The 14,936-nt window shown below is 63.5% G+C and carries 16 protein-coding genes and 1 riboswitch; of the genes, 12 read left to right on the forward strand and 4 right to left on the reverse strand.

Annotated features, from left to right (window positions below):
* Window positions 1-28 precede the first annotated feature (28 nt).
* Window positions 29-625 carry a class I SAM-dependent methyltransferase gene (locus tag CH275_RS16790; protein WP_094679516.1) on the reverse strand — a complete coding sequence of 199 codons (597 nt, stop codon included), beginning with the start codon at window positions 623-625 and terminating at the stop codon, window positions 29-31.
* A gap of 224 nt (window positions 626-849) precedes the next feature.
* A complete protein-coding gene (locus CH275_RS16795) occupies window positions 850-1,422 on the reverse strand; it encodes a hypothetical protein (RefSeq protein WP_094679476.1) in 573 nt (190 codons plus the stop codon).
* A 78-nt stretch (window positions 1,423-1,500) separates the two neighbouring features.
* Between CH275_RS16795 and CH275_RS16800 the strand changes: the two genes are divergently transcribed.
* Window positions 1,501-1,980, forward strand: coding sequence for a hypothetical protein (locus CH275_RS16800; protein ID WP_143546802.1), 480 nt, complete (start codon window positions 1,501-1,503; stop codon window positions 1,978-1,980).
* An 88-nt stretch (window positions 1,981-2,068) separates the two neighbouring features.
* Here CH275_RS16800 and CH275_RS16805 read toward each other — a convergent pair whose 3' ends face one another.
* Window positions 2,069-3,319, reverse strand: a complete 1,251-nt coding sequence (locus CH275_RS16805; RefSeq protein ID WP_094679478.1) for an AlbA family DNA-binding domain-containing protein — start codon at window positions 3,317-3,319, stop codon at window positions 2,069-2,071.
* On the opposite strand from CH275_RS16805, the gene CH275_RS16810 reads away from it, so the two are divergent.
* The 11 genes from CH275_RS16810 to CH275_RS16855 all read left to right on the forward strand — a co-directional run bounded on the left by CH275_RS16810 (window position 3,309) and on the right by CH275_RS16855 (window position 13,263).
* Complete coding sequence (locus CH275_RS16810) at window positions 3,309-3,548, forward strand: hypothetical protein (RefSeq protein ID WP_094679479.1); 240 nt, start codon at window positions 3,309-3,311, stop codon at window positions 3,546-3,548. The two genes, CH275_RS16805 and CH275_RS16810, sit on opposite strands and share 11 nt — an antisense overlap.
* 39 nt (window positions 3,549-3,587) lie before the next feature.
* Entirely contained in the window at window positions 3,588-4,187 is a 600-nt protein-coding gene (locus tag CH275_RS16815) for a recombinase family protein (RefSeq protein WP_094679480.1), read from the forward strand.
* Window positions 4,188-4,276: 89 nt separating this feature from the next.
* Window positions 4,277-4,519 carry a hypothetical protein gene (locus CH275_RS16820; RefSeq protein WP_094679481.1) on the forward strand — a complete coding sequence of 81 codons (243 nt, stop codon included), beginning with the start codon at window positions 4,277-4,279 and terminating at the stop codon, window positions 4,517-4,519.
* A 62-nt stretch (window positions 4,520-4,581) separates the two neighbouring features.
* Window positions 4,582-6,117, forward strand: a complete 1,536-nt coding sequence (locus CH275_RS16825) for a pentapeptide repeat-containing protein (RefSeq protein WP_094679482.1) — start codon at window positions 4,582-4,584, stop codon at window positions 6,115-6,117.
* Window positions 6,118-6,511: 394 nt separating this feature from the next.
* Window positions 6,512-7,123 carry a hypothetical protein gene (locus CH275_RS16830; protein WP_094679483.1) on the forward strand — a complete coding sequence of 204 codons (612 nt, stop codon included), beginning with the start codon at window positions 6,512-6,514 and terminating at the stop codon, window positions 7,121-7,123.
* 196 nt (window positions 7,124-7,319) lie between these two features.
* Window positions 7,320-7,625, forward strand: coding sequence for a hypothetical protein (locus CH275_RS16835; RefSeq protein ID WP_094679484.1), 306 nt, complete (start codon window positions 7,320-7,322; stop codon window positions 7,623-7,625).
* A 79-nt stretch (window positions 7,626-7,704) separates the two neighbouring features.
* Window positions 7,705-7,863, forward strand: coding sequence for a hypothetical protein (locus CH275_RS29515; protein WP_179276195.1), 159 nt, complete (start codon window positions 7,705-7,707; stop codon window positions 7,861-7,863).
* Complete coding sequence (locus tag CH275_RS16840; protein WP_094679485.1) at window positions 7,860-9,167, forward strand: pentapeptide repeat-containing protein; 1,308 nt, start codon at window positions 7,860-7,862, stop codon at window positions 9,165-9,167. The genes CH275_RS29515 and CH275_RS16840 overlap by 4 nt, the downstream gene beginning before the upstream one ends.
* A gap of 452 nt (window positions 9,168-9,619) precedes the next feature.
* Window positions 9,620-9,907, forward strand: a complete 288-nt coding sequence (locus CH275_RS16845) for a hypothetical protein (protein ID WP_094679486.1) — start codon at window positions 9,620-9,622, stop codon at window positions 9,905-9,907.
* 100 nt (window positions 9,908-10,007) lie between these two features.
* The gene (locus tag CH275_RS16850) at window positions 10,008-11,726 is read left to right on the forward strand and encodes a ParB/RepB/Spo0J family partition protein (RefSeq protein WP_094679487.1); all 1,719 of its coding nucleotides are present in this window, start codon (window positions 10,008-10,010) and stop codon (window positions 11,724-11,726) included.
* Window positions 11,727-12,045: 319 nt separating this feature from the next.
* Window positions 12,046-13,263 carry an IS110 family transposase gene (locus tag CH275_RS16855; RefSeq protein WP_094679488.1) on the forward strand — a complete coding sequence of 406 codons (1,218 nt, stop codon included), beginning with the start codon at window positions 12,046-12,048 and terminating at the stop codon, window positions 13,261-13,263.
* A 59-nt stretch (window positions 13,264-13,322) separates the two neighbouring features.
* On the opposite strand, the gene CH275_RS16860 is transcribed toward CH275_RS16855, so the two are convergent.
* Window positions 13,323-14,594: a benzoate/H(+) symporter BenE family transporter gene (locus CH275_RS16860; protein WP_094679489.1), complete on the reverse strand. Its 1,272-nt coding sequence runs from the start codon at window positions 14,592-14,594 to the stop codon at window positions 13,323-13,325.
* Window positions 14,595-14,609: 15 nt separating this feature from the next.
* Window positions 14,610-14,697, reverse strand: a riboswitch (ZMP/ZTP riboswitch).
* Window positions 14,698-14,936: the final 239 nt, after the last annotated feature.

Consider the following 14,936-nt stretch of genomic DNA (forward strand, 5'->3'; position numbering starts at 1 on the left):
AGTGGACGACATGGGGGTGCGTGTGCTGCTACTTCGCCTTGTTCCAAGTGATGGCGTATCGCCAGAGAGGGAGCCTGCGCCACGTCATGCCTGGTAGCACCGTCGCTGCGATCTGTTTGACCTCGGTGTAGGTGTGCGGAAACTGCATGTGCACGGGGGCGTTGTGTTGCCAGAAGCCTCGAGTGCGTGAAAGGACCTGATGTTGCACAATCCCAACGGCCTCGAAGACATAATCGGACAGGGTTGAGTTGCGGGCGCAGCCGATCACGACCAGTACGCCACCGGGGGCGGTGAGGTCTGCGAGGCGCTGCAGGCCAGCTGCTAGATCGGGGAAGTGATGGACGGTCGCGACGGCGGCGACGAGGTCGAAGTGTGCTGTGGGCAAGGCGGTGGTGAGGGCGTCGCCGGTCATCCAGGTGATGTCGGCGGAGGTGTTGGACCGAGCGTGGTTGACGATGTCGGCGTCAGAATCTATGCCGATGACTTCGGGGATCTTCTCGGCGAGCTGGACGGCCAGTAGACCGTCGCCGGTACCGACGTCCAGGGCGGCGTGCGCGGTGGGTGGTGCGGCGTCGAGAACGATGTCGTAGTAGTGGGTGTTGTGGTTCCATCGGAGTTGGGTCACGGTGGTGCCTTCCGGTGTGGCATGTACGACCAATGGGCGTGAGCTGGCTCTGAGCGATTTGCCCAGAGTGCAGCGCTACGGTGGCGGGCTGCCTGACGGCTGGCACCTTCCGGCTAGAAGGCCGAGTTTGGCAGTAGACATCCAGGGCGTTGTGCCGCCCCAGCTGGGAACGAGACGGATCATGCTCCTGTCGTGGGACGTCAGTTGGTGGAGGCGGGGGTTGCTTATTCTGTTGCGCACTGTTCAGCGAGCCGGCGGGTACGAGCGATTACGTTTGTCAGCTGATTGGTTGCGGCATTGATGATTTGGGCTGCGTCTTGTTCACTAGCGACGTCGTCGAGGGTCTGCTGGACAGTCACCAAGTCGTCGACTATCTGACTTAAGGCTTCGGCGATAATGGCTTTCCACGCGTCGGTGTTTTGGCGCTGTGCGAGTAGCGCTCGGACGACGTCGATCACGACGGCTCGCTCGCGGTCGTTGAGCGTGTCTGTGGAGGCTGGGAGTTCGTCGGCCAGCGGGCGGCCAGGTGTCGGTTGGCCGGCCGCTGCGAACGCCACTTGTTCGGTAACGCCTGCCAGCCACCCAATCGCGCGCACGGTGGCTGCAGATGGGGTCCCGCGGTAGGCACCGCGCAAAATCTGGGATGCGGTACTGCGGTTCAGTGACATTCCCCGTGGCCTGGCTGCCTCTTCGGTTTCAACGAGGGCCTGGATGTCGCGCAGCGGGGCTCCGGTGCGGTCATCAATGGCCTGGCGCAGTAGATCGGCCAATGTTGCTTTGGTTGAGGTCTCGTTCATTGGGTGTTTGTTGCCCTTCCCGACTACAGTGTCTATCGTCCATAATGACAGATGACAAATATGAAGGGAAGGGACCCGATGACCGAAAACGATCCTGATCACGCACTGCGGGACTGGAAGCGCAAAGTCTTCGACGACAACACCGCTACCATCCCCCGGGTGTTCTTGAATGTCGCACGTCGTCACGTTCACCCCAGCGCACATGCAGTCGGCTACACCAACTCCGAACATGGGATTCATACGGTCACGTGGCTGAACGGATCCCAGTTCGGTGTGTTGAACTGCGAAGGAAGCAACGATGACTCGAACGTAGCCATCACCGGCGCGGTGATACCGCTGTCCGAACTCAAACAAGTCGACATCGCCATCGAGGACCAGCACTACGACGAGGTAACGCGGCGGGTGACCCAATGGACTCGACGAGCTACCTATACCTTCAGCGGAAAGAAGGACTTCACTCTGCATTCGGTTGAAGCTCCCGATCAGCGACCCGACAAGGTCGGAGACTTCATCGATCGCGTCCTGGTGGCGCTGGTCTCATACGGTCAGCCTGGCTGAGCAGGACCGGGCTCGCAAAATCGCTGTACGACTGCGTAAGCGTCGTCGCCCGGCGGGCAACGTAGAGATCGCTGTCGGTGAGATCCCGCTACGCCGACCCATCGTGGGCAGGCGGCCGGATGCGCAACACGTTTGAGATACCCCCTTGATTCACGCAGTCCTGAGCAAAGTCGTGAACGTGCCAGTGAAAGTCCGCCTCTGGCTCTGCTGCGTTCACGGTGGTCTCCACCGGCGTGTAACGGTGCAGAGGGATCGAAACGCCGTTGTAGGTTCGGCCGCTGGCGTCTTCGGTCAAGATCGTCAGCTGCTGCTCACCTGTCCACTCGATCCCCAGGCGTAAGTCGTACTCGTCGTTGTCGGTCGCCTTCGCGGCCTTTCTCACCAGTGCCATCAGATCAGCAATCGCGCACTCGACGGCGGAGGACTCGATCTGCCAGCCCTCGCGGTAACCGTCCATGCTCATGCGATGCGCGCCGGCAGCGGTAGCGACCGTTACAGAACCATCATGGTGGATGCTGATCCATGCTTCTTTCCAGGTCGAGCGTTCACCTGTTGCCGTGTTCACGGCCACCCAGCGACGCAAACCAGGACGCAGGTTGGTGCGGTCGACGTTCTCCATCGGGTGAACGCCATTGCGATCGGCATAAGTCAGTGTCAGGCCCTCTGCCTCGGCCAACACGGCTCGAGCTTCCTCACGAGTCAGTCGTTCGCGGAATCGAGGGATGCGCGGGTGAGCAACTGCGATCAGCCAGGCACGCTCACCGGAGTTACGACCCCCTGCCGCCTCGCTGTAGAGCGCGTCCAACGTCTCTGTGGCATGTCGGCGCTCATCGAAGCGAGCCCGGTACATCGCCTCGATCTGGCGCTCTTTCATCCAGACGGTGTCCGAGTCGTTTCTGATCGGAGCCCCGAAGTAGTCGTTTCTGTAGATCAGGTGCGGTCCGTCGATACTCGCGGGTACTTCCACCACGACGGCCCGCGGGTCGGTTCCGATGCGGTGCACGTTCAGCCCGAACACCGGAGGCGAGATACCGGTGATTGCAGCGCTCCTTAAGGAGCGCTCATAGGCCTCGTCGAGCTCGCCCACGTCGACTCGTTCGGTTGCGAACTTCTGCGCCTCACGAACGCCGAACACGATGACGCCGCCACCGCTGTTCGCCATTGCAGCAACATCTTTTGGGAAGTCCGTTTGTGGCAGGCCCTTCATGGGCGGGAGCTCTGACTTCCAGTCAAGATCGTTGGTCTCGGCTGCACCTGCGCCTACCGCTTCGTCGAGCATGGCATCGGTCAACGGTCCCGGCGGCAAACCCAGGACACGGTGCAGCGCGGTGAAGGTCATGCTCGAGAGCATAGGGCCGCGCGGCGACACCGCTGACGGGATCCAGTGGCCGAGTCTCGCCGAATTCATCGACATGCGGCTGAGTTGTTTCCTGACGGTTCAAATGTGCGTTTTGACCATCGTCATACCGGACGATCGCGAACGCGCCTCTGCCGCCGATTGGCGTCGCGAGATGCTCAGTCAAACCGTCCGGTGGAAGTGTCCGCTCGATCTGTCCAGCTTCCCGTAGTCTCAACTGGACAGATCGAGTCCAGCAGGCCGGAGAGGCATGAAAATCGGATACGCGCGGTGCAGCACCGCCCGGCAGGACACTGCGGTCCAGATCGGGTTGCTTGGCAAGATCGGCGTCGACCGCGATCGAGTCTACGTCGATAACGGAGTCAGCGGCCGGCAGAGCAAACGCCCCGGGCTCGAGAACGCCATCAACGCCAGCCGCGAAGGTGACGAATTTTGCGTCACCAAGCTTGATCGACTGTCCCGATCGGCCGGCGACCTCCACAACACGGTGGAACGTCTCAGCGCGCGTGGTGTAGCGCTGTCGATCGATGGAAAGGTTTACGACCCGTCGGACCCCATGGGAAAGATGTTCATCGGAATGCTCGGCCTCATGGCTGAATTCGAGTCCGACCTCATACGAGCCCGTACTCGCGACGCTATCGCGGCCGCAGCAGCCGCTGGCAAGATGAAGGGGCGACCGCACACCCTGACACCGGAAGAGCGAGCGTACTTGCTTCAGGTGTACGAAACAAGACAGTTCAAAATCGAAACACTATGCAAGAACACAGGTTTAAAGCGATCAGCACTGTACAGTAACCTCGCCCTTGCCCGAGCCGAACAGAATGCTTCCGATAGTTCTCACAGGCACTAGCGCAGTGCGGCATCGCGTAACAGTCCGCGGAATCCAACAGCTAAGGCCCCGCCTTCTATCCACTCCCACAACGAAACAGGACACATGCAATGGCAGAACCGACGTACCTTGAGCAGGCATTGGCCCTCGTCAAACGAGCTGGTGAAGTCGATGACTCTGGCAACAGTGATCGTGCTGCTACTTACGCAGCTCAGGCGCAAGTCTTTGCCACCCTGCACAGCGCCCAGGTCTCCGGTTTGATAGCCGACCAACTGCTGAAGATAGTTAATGACAGGCTGACCGAAATGAACGCCAACGTGGAGGACATCGTCCGCCGTATGCCGGCGAGTTGACCGCCAGAGACGGGTCTTAACCTTGGGCCACGTCGGGCATCGCAATCCGCTACGGTCACACCGTGAGCAGCCCTGAGTCGGTCCCTACCCGAACCAGCGGCACCACGTCGACAAATTCAACCACTGAGCCGCTCCGTCGGCGAGCCGAGTCGTGGATAGCGCGACACAAGATCTCCCTTGTCGGGGTCTTCACACTTGGTTTCGCCGGCGGCTTCGCTGGACCGAGTTCCTGGGACTGGTACATACGCCAAGACATCACCCCCGGTCACGGAACCATCATCGGCGGATTCTTCGTCGTTACGGCCGCCGCCATCGCTTACACCGGTACACATCTCACCCGAACCAGCACCGAACACATCGCGGAGCAGAAGAACACCCTCGACACAGCCAACGCCGAACGCGCACACAACCTCGCTGACATCCAAGAACTGCGCCGCAGATTTGTCACCACCACAGCGCAATTCGCCGACCCGTCACCCGAAGTTCGACTCGCCGGCGTCTACGCCCTCGAAGCGCTCGCCAACGACTGGATCGAGCGAGGCCAAGATGCCGACGCCCAGACCTGCATCAGCTACCTCTGCGGCTACCTCACCCGCCCCTACACTCCACCCACTCAGAACCCCCACCTCCGCCAAACCGTCGTCACACCCGACCTCGGCACCCACGTCCAACGCACCTACATCCACCCCCACGACGACCTCAACGTCCGACAAGCCATCACCCGCACCATCGCCACACACCTCCAACCCCACAACCGCCGCAACTGGAGCAACTACGACTACGACCTCACCGGTGCGTACTTCCAGGACGCCAACTTTGCAGGCTGCCACTTCCGGGGCAAAATCAACCTCTCTGACACCCGCTTTGACGGCGAACATACGTCCTTCGAGGACGCCGAGTTCCATTCAGCACAAACCTCTTTCAGGCTCGCTCAGTTCCGCGGCGAGTCCGCATGTTTCGACCGTGCTCGGTTTCACGGCGACGAGACGGAGTTCGGCTATGCTCGGTTCCACTGCGACGAGACGACGTTCGACCATGCTCAATTCGACGGCAGAAGGACTAGCTTCAGGAAAGCCCACTTCGGGGGTGAGTTCACATCGTTCGTCGGAGCAGAGTTCCGGGCGTCAGAGACGCACTTCCACTTTGCCGAGTTTCACAGCGAACGCACGGTGTTCGACGAGGCGCAATTTCACAGCGACAGTTCAGGTTTCCTGCGCGTGGAGTTCGGCTCATCTCGATCTAAATGCGTCGAGACCACCTTCAACCGCGCAGAATTTCGCGGCAAAAGTGCTGCGTTCAGCCTCAGCCAGTTTCGCAGTACAACAACCTCGTTCAACGAGGCCAAATTTGGCGGCGACCGAATCGCTTTCACCGCCAGTAAGTTCTATAGCGACGTGACATCCTTTACCCAAGCCGAATTCTGCGCCAAGGAGTCGATTTTCAGCAAGGCTGGATTCCTCGGCGAGCTCGCCTCATTCGACAAGCCGCGAGCGTGGGAAGCCGTCTATTTCGACTGGGACGATCCCGCATCTGCCACGCAAAAGCCCGAAGGCGTCATACCCCAGGACTGGCCACCCACCCCCACATCGTTGGTCTAGCTCTCGCACAATTATCCGCGAGCTCCACAACTTGGAGATGGTTACCCCGCCGGGCGTCGGCGTAGGCACTGCATTCCGCCTGATGGCGGTGCCGGCCACCCTGCGGGCGTCCACCGAATCGAACTCCGCTGCGCTCCGTCCTGTGAAGAGAATTCTTGTTTTCCCTTCTGGCCTTCCGATTTTGACCGGCGGTGACCTCCGCGCAACCGCCGGCGTCCGCTGCGCTCCCGGCCCGAAGGGCTCCAGAAACTTTTCATAGACGCCTGCGGCTGAAAACTTTCCGGCCCGACCATTGCACTCCGGCCCCCTCATGCCGGTCCAACTCTTCCCTGCCAGAACGGCAAAAAAATTGGCGGGCCACCGAGGTACGCCACGTTGAGCAGGGGAGCGCGAGATGCCGAAGACCACAGCCCAGAAAGTCCACAGCAGCACCGACACCGACAACTACGGCGCAGTGGTCACCCACACCACCGCCACCATCGTCGGACGCCAGAAAGCCGTGGTCAACGTCCACGCCGCCGCCACCGACGACGCCCAGATGATCGTCACCATGGGCCGCCTGATGATGACCTTCCGCTCCGCCGCCGCCGTCCACGCGTTCATCGCCGGACTGGCCGACGCGCGCACCCTCATCGGCCGCATCGACAACCAGGCACCCCAGCCCGGGGGACCGGGCGACGATTACGCCCGCGCCGCCATGTCCGTCGTCTGGATCGCGCCACCGGAAACCGCCGTCACCCCGCGCGAGCAGTACGTACCGGCCCGGCGGCGCACCATGCACTGGGTCGAGGTCCACATGGGTCCGGTGACCTGGCGCATCATCGACCGCCTCGGCTACGTCACCATGCTCGACGAGCTCCGAAACGTGCACCGCATGGCCGTCGCGATCTTCACCGACGGCGACCAGTACCTCAGCGACCCGACCACCCTCACCGATGCATTCGACGACGCCGAACGCGAACACCAGGAGGACATGGCCGCACCCTGGCGCCGCCGACGCCTCTAAGACGACCTCAGGCCCTCGGCCCCGGACCCGATACGGGTTCCGGGGCCGAGCTGTATCCATCCACAGGGAACGTCTCTATCCCCAGATTCCGGAAAATGCCTGCGCATCGCGGACCTCGCTGGCGCTCGGTACGCGATGCTGGAAGCCGAACGCACCACAGGCCACCCGGCTCGCCCACACGAAGGACACGACACCGATGATCACCTGGACCGTCACCACCCGCCCCGACCGACGACCCGAAACCATCACCGCCGCAGGAGCAGAACCCAGCCTCATTGCGGCGAAGCGAGCAGCTGCCGACGCCGTCCGCTACGCCCTCCTCGACGCCCAGGCCCACGCCGACATCAGCCCCACCAACACCCCGCCGACGTACCTCGTCACCATCGACGGCGCCTGCGCCCTCATCGTCAGTCTCGGAGCGTGCCGCCCCGGCAACTACACCGGTGTCCTCGACAACCTCGAACACTTCGACGGCACCGCCACCCACCTGCTCTACCTCTAGAACCAGGACACGGCCCGGCCCGACTAGAAAGCGTTGCGAGAGAACAAGTCTGTCGGTACCCACTGCCATACTCGGCGTTATGCGAATTCGGACTCTCGACGGACCGCCACTACCCGCCGAAATCGTAGAACAGGCAGCCCGCGCAATTGCCCTCTCCCACGGCCTCGGTCAGCAGGACGTGACCGGCGATGACTTCACCAGGAAAACTACGGCCAAACCGCTACTGTCACCCCCGTGAGCCTCCACGCCCAGGTCCCCACCCCGGCCACTCCAACCGTGCCGGTCGAATCAACCGACTCGGCAGGCATCGGCGTGTGGTTCCTCGACAACCTCACACAACCCGCAGCGACAGTCCTCGCCAGCCTCGGAATCATCGTCGCTGCACTCATCACCTTCGCCATCGGTCTACTCAGTCGCAGACAGCTCGACCGGCACCACAAAGCAACCCACACCCTCGCCGACACCCAAGCCCTCCGAGATCGCTTTACCGCCATCACCGGACAACTCGCCGACCCCGCACCCGCGATCCGCACCGCCGCCGTCTCCGCCCTTGAAGCCCTCGCCGACGACTGGCTCGACCGCGATAAGCCTCGCGAAACCCAGGTGTGCATCAACGTCCTCTGCGACTACCTCCGCACCCCCTACGAGACACCGACTCGAAACCCCCACCTACGCAAAGAGACCCGCCGAACCCACCACGAGAATCTCGACTACACCGATACCATCCGCGAATACCCCCACGACGACCTCGACACCCGCCACGCCATCACACGCACCATTGCCGCACACCTCCAACCCGAGCACGACCACTCATGGTCACCGTTCGACTACGACTTCACCGGGGCTTACCTTCACGACACAGATCTCACCGGTGCGGTATTCGCTGGGAAAACCACCTTGTTCAATGAAGCGCGGTTCAGTGGCGACAACACCTCATTCTATGGTGCGCGGTTTGGCGGCGAGATCACCTCATTCGGTGGTGCGCGGTTTAGCGGCGAGATCACCTCATTCGGTGGTGCGCGGTTTAGCGGCGAGATCACTTCATTCTATGGTGCGACCTTCAGCGGCATCACCTCGTTCAGTGATGCGACGTTCAGCGGCAAGAACACCAAGAATGCCTCGTTCTATGGTGCGACGTTCAGTGGCGAGAACACCATGTTCGATGGCGCGACGTTTAGCGTCGAGAACACCCTGTTCAGCCATGCTACGTTCAGCGGTGAGACCGCTATGTTCCATGAGGCGACGTTCAGTGGCGAGAACACCATGTTCGATGGTGCGACGTTTAGCGGCGAGAACACCATGTTCGATGGTGCGACGTTTAGCGGCGAGAACACTATCTTCGATGGGGTGACTTTTAGCAGCGATTACACCTCATTCAGTGGTGCGACGTTTAGCGGTGAATACACTTGGTTCGAGGATCCGAAATCATGGGTGGATGTGCGGGTGGATTGGGAACGTCACCCGCACAGCGTGTTCGGGCCGCTTCTGCCGGAACCGAAGTCTGTACATCCCCATGAATGGCCGCCCGTACCGAAGCCCTGACAGGGCAGGTGCTGCCGCGGCACCGAGCGTGGTTGGTCTCCGTCGCTCCCGCACAGTCGTCTGCGAGCTCCACGAGCGGGAGGTGGTCACCGCCTGGCGTCGACGAGCTGGCGTGCATTCCGCCTGGCGGCGGTGCCGGCCACCCTGCGGGCGTCCCCTGGATTGAACTCCGCTTCGCTCCGCACTCAAAAGAGCGAAGGACGTTTTTTCACTCGGTTCTGGCTACCGGCGAGTATTCATCACCCGTGACCTCCGCATCAACCGCCGGCGTCCGCTGCGCTCCCGGCCCAAGGGCTCCGAAAACTTTTCAAAACGCCTTCGGCTGAAAACTTTTCGGACCGACCCTTGACGCTCCGGCCCCGTGCGCTGACTTCTCTCCTCACGCCAGAAACGGCGAAAAAACGTGGCAGGGCAACAAGGTCCGGCCACCAGTTGAGAAGGGACGTAGCGACATGCACGACACCATCACAGGACCGAGGACGGTGGGACTGCACACCGCGATCATGGCCGCGATCGGTCAGGTACCGGGACAGGTCAAGACTCACGCACTCGCGCAGGTCACCGCCTACACCGAGCAGGTCAACCGGGCCGCTGCGGACGCGAACTCGACCACCGTCGACGCGCACCTCGAGCGGGCCGCGTTCTGGGCGTGCACCGCACGCGAACGCGGAGCCAGCGAGGCCGAGATCCACGCCGCACGGCTCGCAGGCCACCACCACGTGGCCACCGCCCAGCAGTAAACCCCCAGGGTCACACCGGCCCCGGAAACGAAGAAACACCGGACAGTTCCTACCTGCCCGGTGTCTCCAACCGAAGAATCTACCAGGGAGAGACACCGCCATGACCGCAAGCATCGAAACCACCACCGCCGCAACCGAAGCCCCCACTACTGGCACCACGCCGGTCGTGGGGGCGGGCGAGGAGTACGCCCGCCTGCACCCCACTGCCCTCGAGGTCGGACCGAACGTCCGCGACGAGGTCGACACCGAGTCGGCCAAGTTCCGCGCGGTCGTCGCCTCCATCATCGAGCTCGGTGTCCTGGTGCCGATCCTCGCGCGCCGCGACGGTGACCTTGTCGTCGTCATCGATGGACAGGTTCGTACCCTCGCCGCGATCGAAGCCGGTGTCGAGAGCGTGCCGGTACTGATCCGGACCGCCGCGAGCAAGGCCAAGGATCGAGAAATCGAACGTCTCACCAAGCAGGTGAACACCAACGACTGCCGCATCGCGCTCACCGACGGCCAACGCACCAAGGCCGTGACCGACATGCTCGATCTCGGTGTCTCTGTCACCAAGATCGCCAAGGCGTTGCACTACGACAATCGGGAGACCGCGAAAACCGCAGGTACAGCGGGCCGCTCGCAGACCGCCCGCGCGGCCCTCGACGCCGGGCAGCTCACCCTCGACCAGGCCGCGATCGTCGCGGAGTTCGACGCCGAAGGCGACGCCGCCGCCGTCGAGAAGCTCCTGGGAGCGCGGTACGACTTCCGGTGGACCGCGCAGCGTTTGCTCAACGACCGCGCCGAGCGCAAAGCCCGCGCCGAGGCAGGCATCCCCTACGCCGAACGAGGGTTCACCCTCCTCGAGGAAGAACCGGCCTACGGCGACCCGTACCTGCGCGCAGACGATCTGGTGACCGCCGACGGTGGCCCAGTGACCGACGCCGTGATTGACGGCGCAGCGGGGCACTGGGCGGTGTGGCTGTCGAAGGAAGAGCGATACACCCTCACCGCCACAGGCGAAATTATCGAAGAGGACAGCATCGACTGGGACACCGAGGACGACCTGTCAGCAGAGCCCGAGGCCGGACTGCACCACCACAAGGACATCGGAACCGTCGAGGTCTGGGTGCCGGAATACTTCACCGCAGACCCCGACGCCGCTGGTGTGAAGCCAGGGCCGATCCTCGCGGCTGCGTTGGCCGCACCCGCCGGTGACGTTGACCCCGCCGACGCCGAGGCAGTCGCCCAGGCGGCCGAGCAGAAGCGACTCGCCGCCGAGGCGGCAGCGAAGGAAGCCGAGAGGGCCGTGCGGCGGCGCACCAAGGCGCTCAACGTTGCGTCACTCGCTGCGACCGTGGTCCGCAAGGAGTTCCTGTCGAAGTTCCTCACCGGCAAGACCCTGCCGAAGGGTGCCGCGAAGTGGATCACCGACACCCTCGTCGAAGAGCCTGGACTGCTTACCCAGAACAAGGCGTCGCAGTACCTCGCGGAGCTGCTCGGAGTCACGGTGGCCGAGCCGACGACCACCGTCTACGGCGATTGGAAAGAACGCGCCGCACGCGATGCGCTGGCACCGGTGATCGACAAGGCCAACGACACCCGCGCGCAGGTCATCCTGCTCGCCCAGATCCTCGCCGCCTACGAAGCTCGTATGAGCGGGACCGGCAAAGACTGGTGGAAGCGCAGCGGCTACGGCAACCAGGACAACTACCTGGACCTGCTGGTCGAGCACGGCTACGACCTGACCCCGGTCGAGCAGGTCGCAGCCGGAACGCTCACCCCCGAGCAGGGCTACGCCGCACTGACCGCCCCCAGCGAGGAGAGCATCACCGACTAGGAACCGGAACCGGTGGCGGGGTACCTCTACGGTGCCCGCCACCGGCGGCTCGGCGTCCCCGGCCTCGGGTCGAGGGGGCCTGCGGCAGCCCCGTTATCTTCTTTCCACCCTCGTGACCTGCGGGGGTGGGTCGTCTGCTCCGGTATGGCTTCGGCAGCCCGGACGGAACGCACGTCTACTCGAGTGTTGCCGCCGGAGCAGAGGGCGTCGGATCACCGCTGATAGAGGCGTGGCCGAACGAGGGAGCACGGCCTGCATAACGTGAGTGCCGGGAACCGATGCCAGGACCGCACACGAAAATTGTTGAAGCGGAGGGTGAATGGACAAGAAGAACTATGACATCTACTGCGGTATCGATGTCGGCAAGAGCGCCCATCACGCGTTCGCGCTCACCACAGACGGACGACGGATCCTCAGCCGCGATCTGCCGCAGGACGAAGCGATGCTCCGCGCATTGTTCGGCGAGCTCGCGGAACACGGGTCGGTGCTGATGGTGGTCGATCAACCCCGCAACATCGGGGCACTGCCGATCGCAGTGGCCCGCGACAGTGGCATCGACGTCGCCTACCTCCCCGGCCTGCGGATGCGACGGATCGCGGCACTGTATCCGGGCCAGGCGAAAACCGATGCTCGCGATGCGTTCATCATCGCCGACGCCGCACGCACTCTGCCCGACACCTTGCTGCCGGTCACCCAGGACGACGACATCGTCGAAGGCCTGCGGATGCTCGCCGGGTTCGACGCGGACCTGGCGACCGAGGAGAACCGTCTCTCGAGCCGCATCCGGTCGGTGCTGCTCTCGGTGCACCCCGCCCTCGAACGCACGATCGGCAAGCATCTGTACCGGCCCGTCGCCCTGACACTGCTTGCCGAGTTCGGGGGACCGGCTGGGTTCGCAGCAGCAAACCCGGCGGCACTGCGACGGGTCGCGAAGCGGTCGGCACCGCGCATCGGGGACCAGATCGCGGAGTCGATCCTCGCCGCACTTGCCGAGCAGACCGTGATCGTGCCGGGGGCGGAGAAATCGAACTTCGTACTGAAAACCCTTGCGCGGCAGCTGAGCGAGGTACGTCGTGCCCGCGCCGAACTCGAGGAGCAATTCGAGTTGGAACTGAACAAACACCCAGCTGGGCCGATCCTGACCTCGATGCCGGGTGTCGGCGTTCGGATCGCCGCCACCATGTTGGTCGAGATTGTCGATATCGAGCGGTTCGATAGTGCTGGCAACCTCGCCGCCTACGCCGGCGTCGCACCCCGTACGCACCGCTCCGGGACATCGATCCGAGGTGAGCATCGACAACGCGGTGGGAACTCCAGACTCAAACGTGCACTGTATCTTTCGGCGTTCGCCTCTCTGCGTGAACCAGTGTCCCGTGAGTACTACGACCGCAAACGAGCAGAAGGGAAAGACCATCGATCGGCCTTGGTGTGTCTGGCCAGGCGACGCACGAACGTGCTCTACACGATGCTGAAGTCGGGATCGGAGTACGAGCGCCGGAAAACCCGAACAGACCGAATGGCAGACGCTGCCGCGTAGTTCCTCGCCCATAGCCGATGAGCAGCGGCACAAAACACGTCGGTTTGTGCCGCTGGACGTCATCGAAATGTTGGTGGCGTTGAACGCGGTGTCGCCGGGTGTGCTCCCGCAGTCCCAGACAGTAGGAAGCGCGCAACGAGCCCGGCCACGAGCGCCCAGAAAGCCGCGCTGACTCCGATGATGACCGTGCCGGACGCGGCGGTAGCGAAGGTGATGACGGCGGGCATGCGGGTGACCGGGTCAGCAAGAGCGGCTGTCAGTGACGCGGCGAGAGTGCCGAGCAGGGCGAGTCCGGCGACCGCAGCGACGACGCCGACGGGGGCCAGCGCGACGAGTGTGCCGAACGAGGCTGACGCCACGCCGAGCACGATCAGGACCATCCCCGCTGTCAGACTGGCGATCCACCGGCGTGAGCGGTCCTCACCCGCCTCCGGTCCAGCCGCGAGGGCGGCGCTGATCGCGGCGAGGTTTATTGCATGCCCACCGGCGGTCGCGCCGAGCAGGGTGCCTACGCCGGTGACAATCATCGAGCGCCGCCAGGGAACCTGGTAACCGAGACCGGCCATGACTGCGACGCCGGGGACGTTCTGCGAGGCCATGGTGACCAGGAATAGTGGCAGCGCGATCCCGACGACGCCAGCGACGGTAAGAGTCGGTGCGGTCAGGTCGATCCGGGGCACGAGGTTCGCCGGGTCGACCGCGGTTTTGCCGGTCGCCAGTGTGACGCCGATGACGACCGCGGCGGCGAGAAAGGCCAGGGGCGCCGCCCACCGGGGTGCGAACCGCAGGGCGACAAGCCAGAGGCCGATGACCGGGGCGACGGCGAGCGGGTTTGCCGCTAGGCCGGTGATCGGGCCGAGACAGAGCTGCAGCAGGACTCCAGCGAGCATGGCCTGGGCGAGCGAGGTGGGAATACGAGTGACGAGCCCGGCGAGCTGGGGGACGAGCCCGGTGAGCACAATCAGCACGCCGGTGACGAGGAACGCCCCGACTGCAGCAGGCCAGCCGCCATCGACGGTGCCGGTGGTCGCGAGCAGCGCCGCACCGGGCGTCGACCAGGCTGCGGTGATTGGCAACCGGGTGCGCCAGGAAAGCACGATGCAGGCCAGGCCCATCGTGACGCTGACAGCAAGCAGTCCACTAGCGGCTTGATCGCGGTTCGCGCCGACAGCGGTAAGTCCGCTCAGGACGACGACGAACGCGCTGCTGAACCCGACCAGAGCCGAGACCACGCCCGCCGTGATCGGTGGTAGCAGCCCACCCGTCGTGCGGGCAGCGGGTCCGGCTTGTCCATGTGCGTCGGCGGTGTTGGGCGGTGGGGTATGGCTCATGGCGCTCCTCGGCTCGGGGGAAGCCCAGGCGCGCGGCGAACGCCATCAGGCGAGACCGCTCCCCGATGGTGACCCATCCGTAGCGCCAGTTACGGTCCGGGGAAAGGATAGCGCGGAACGCGGACCTTCTTGAGAGTCCGAACCGCTCTCGCGCGAAGTCGAACGGATCAGCGCGCCCGCCGCGTGCAGCCCTCGCGCGCGGACGGGGATTCTCACGCCTCAGTTTGCTGGATACTCCTTTAAAAGCGCCGCTGTAGCGGTAGAGCGGTGATGGGTGAGATCACTGAGTTGCAGACGTCGAATTCACAGCCTCATGGCGCGATTGAAAGTCAAAGGATGTAG

Source organism: Rhodococcus sp. 06-235-1A, assembly GCF_002258785.1.
Taxonomy (GTDB): domain Bacteria; phylum Actinomycetota; class Actinomycetes; order Mycobacteriales; family Mycobacteriaceae; genus Rhodococcoides.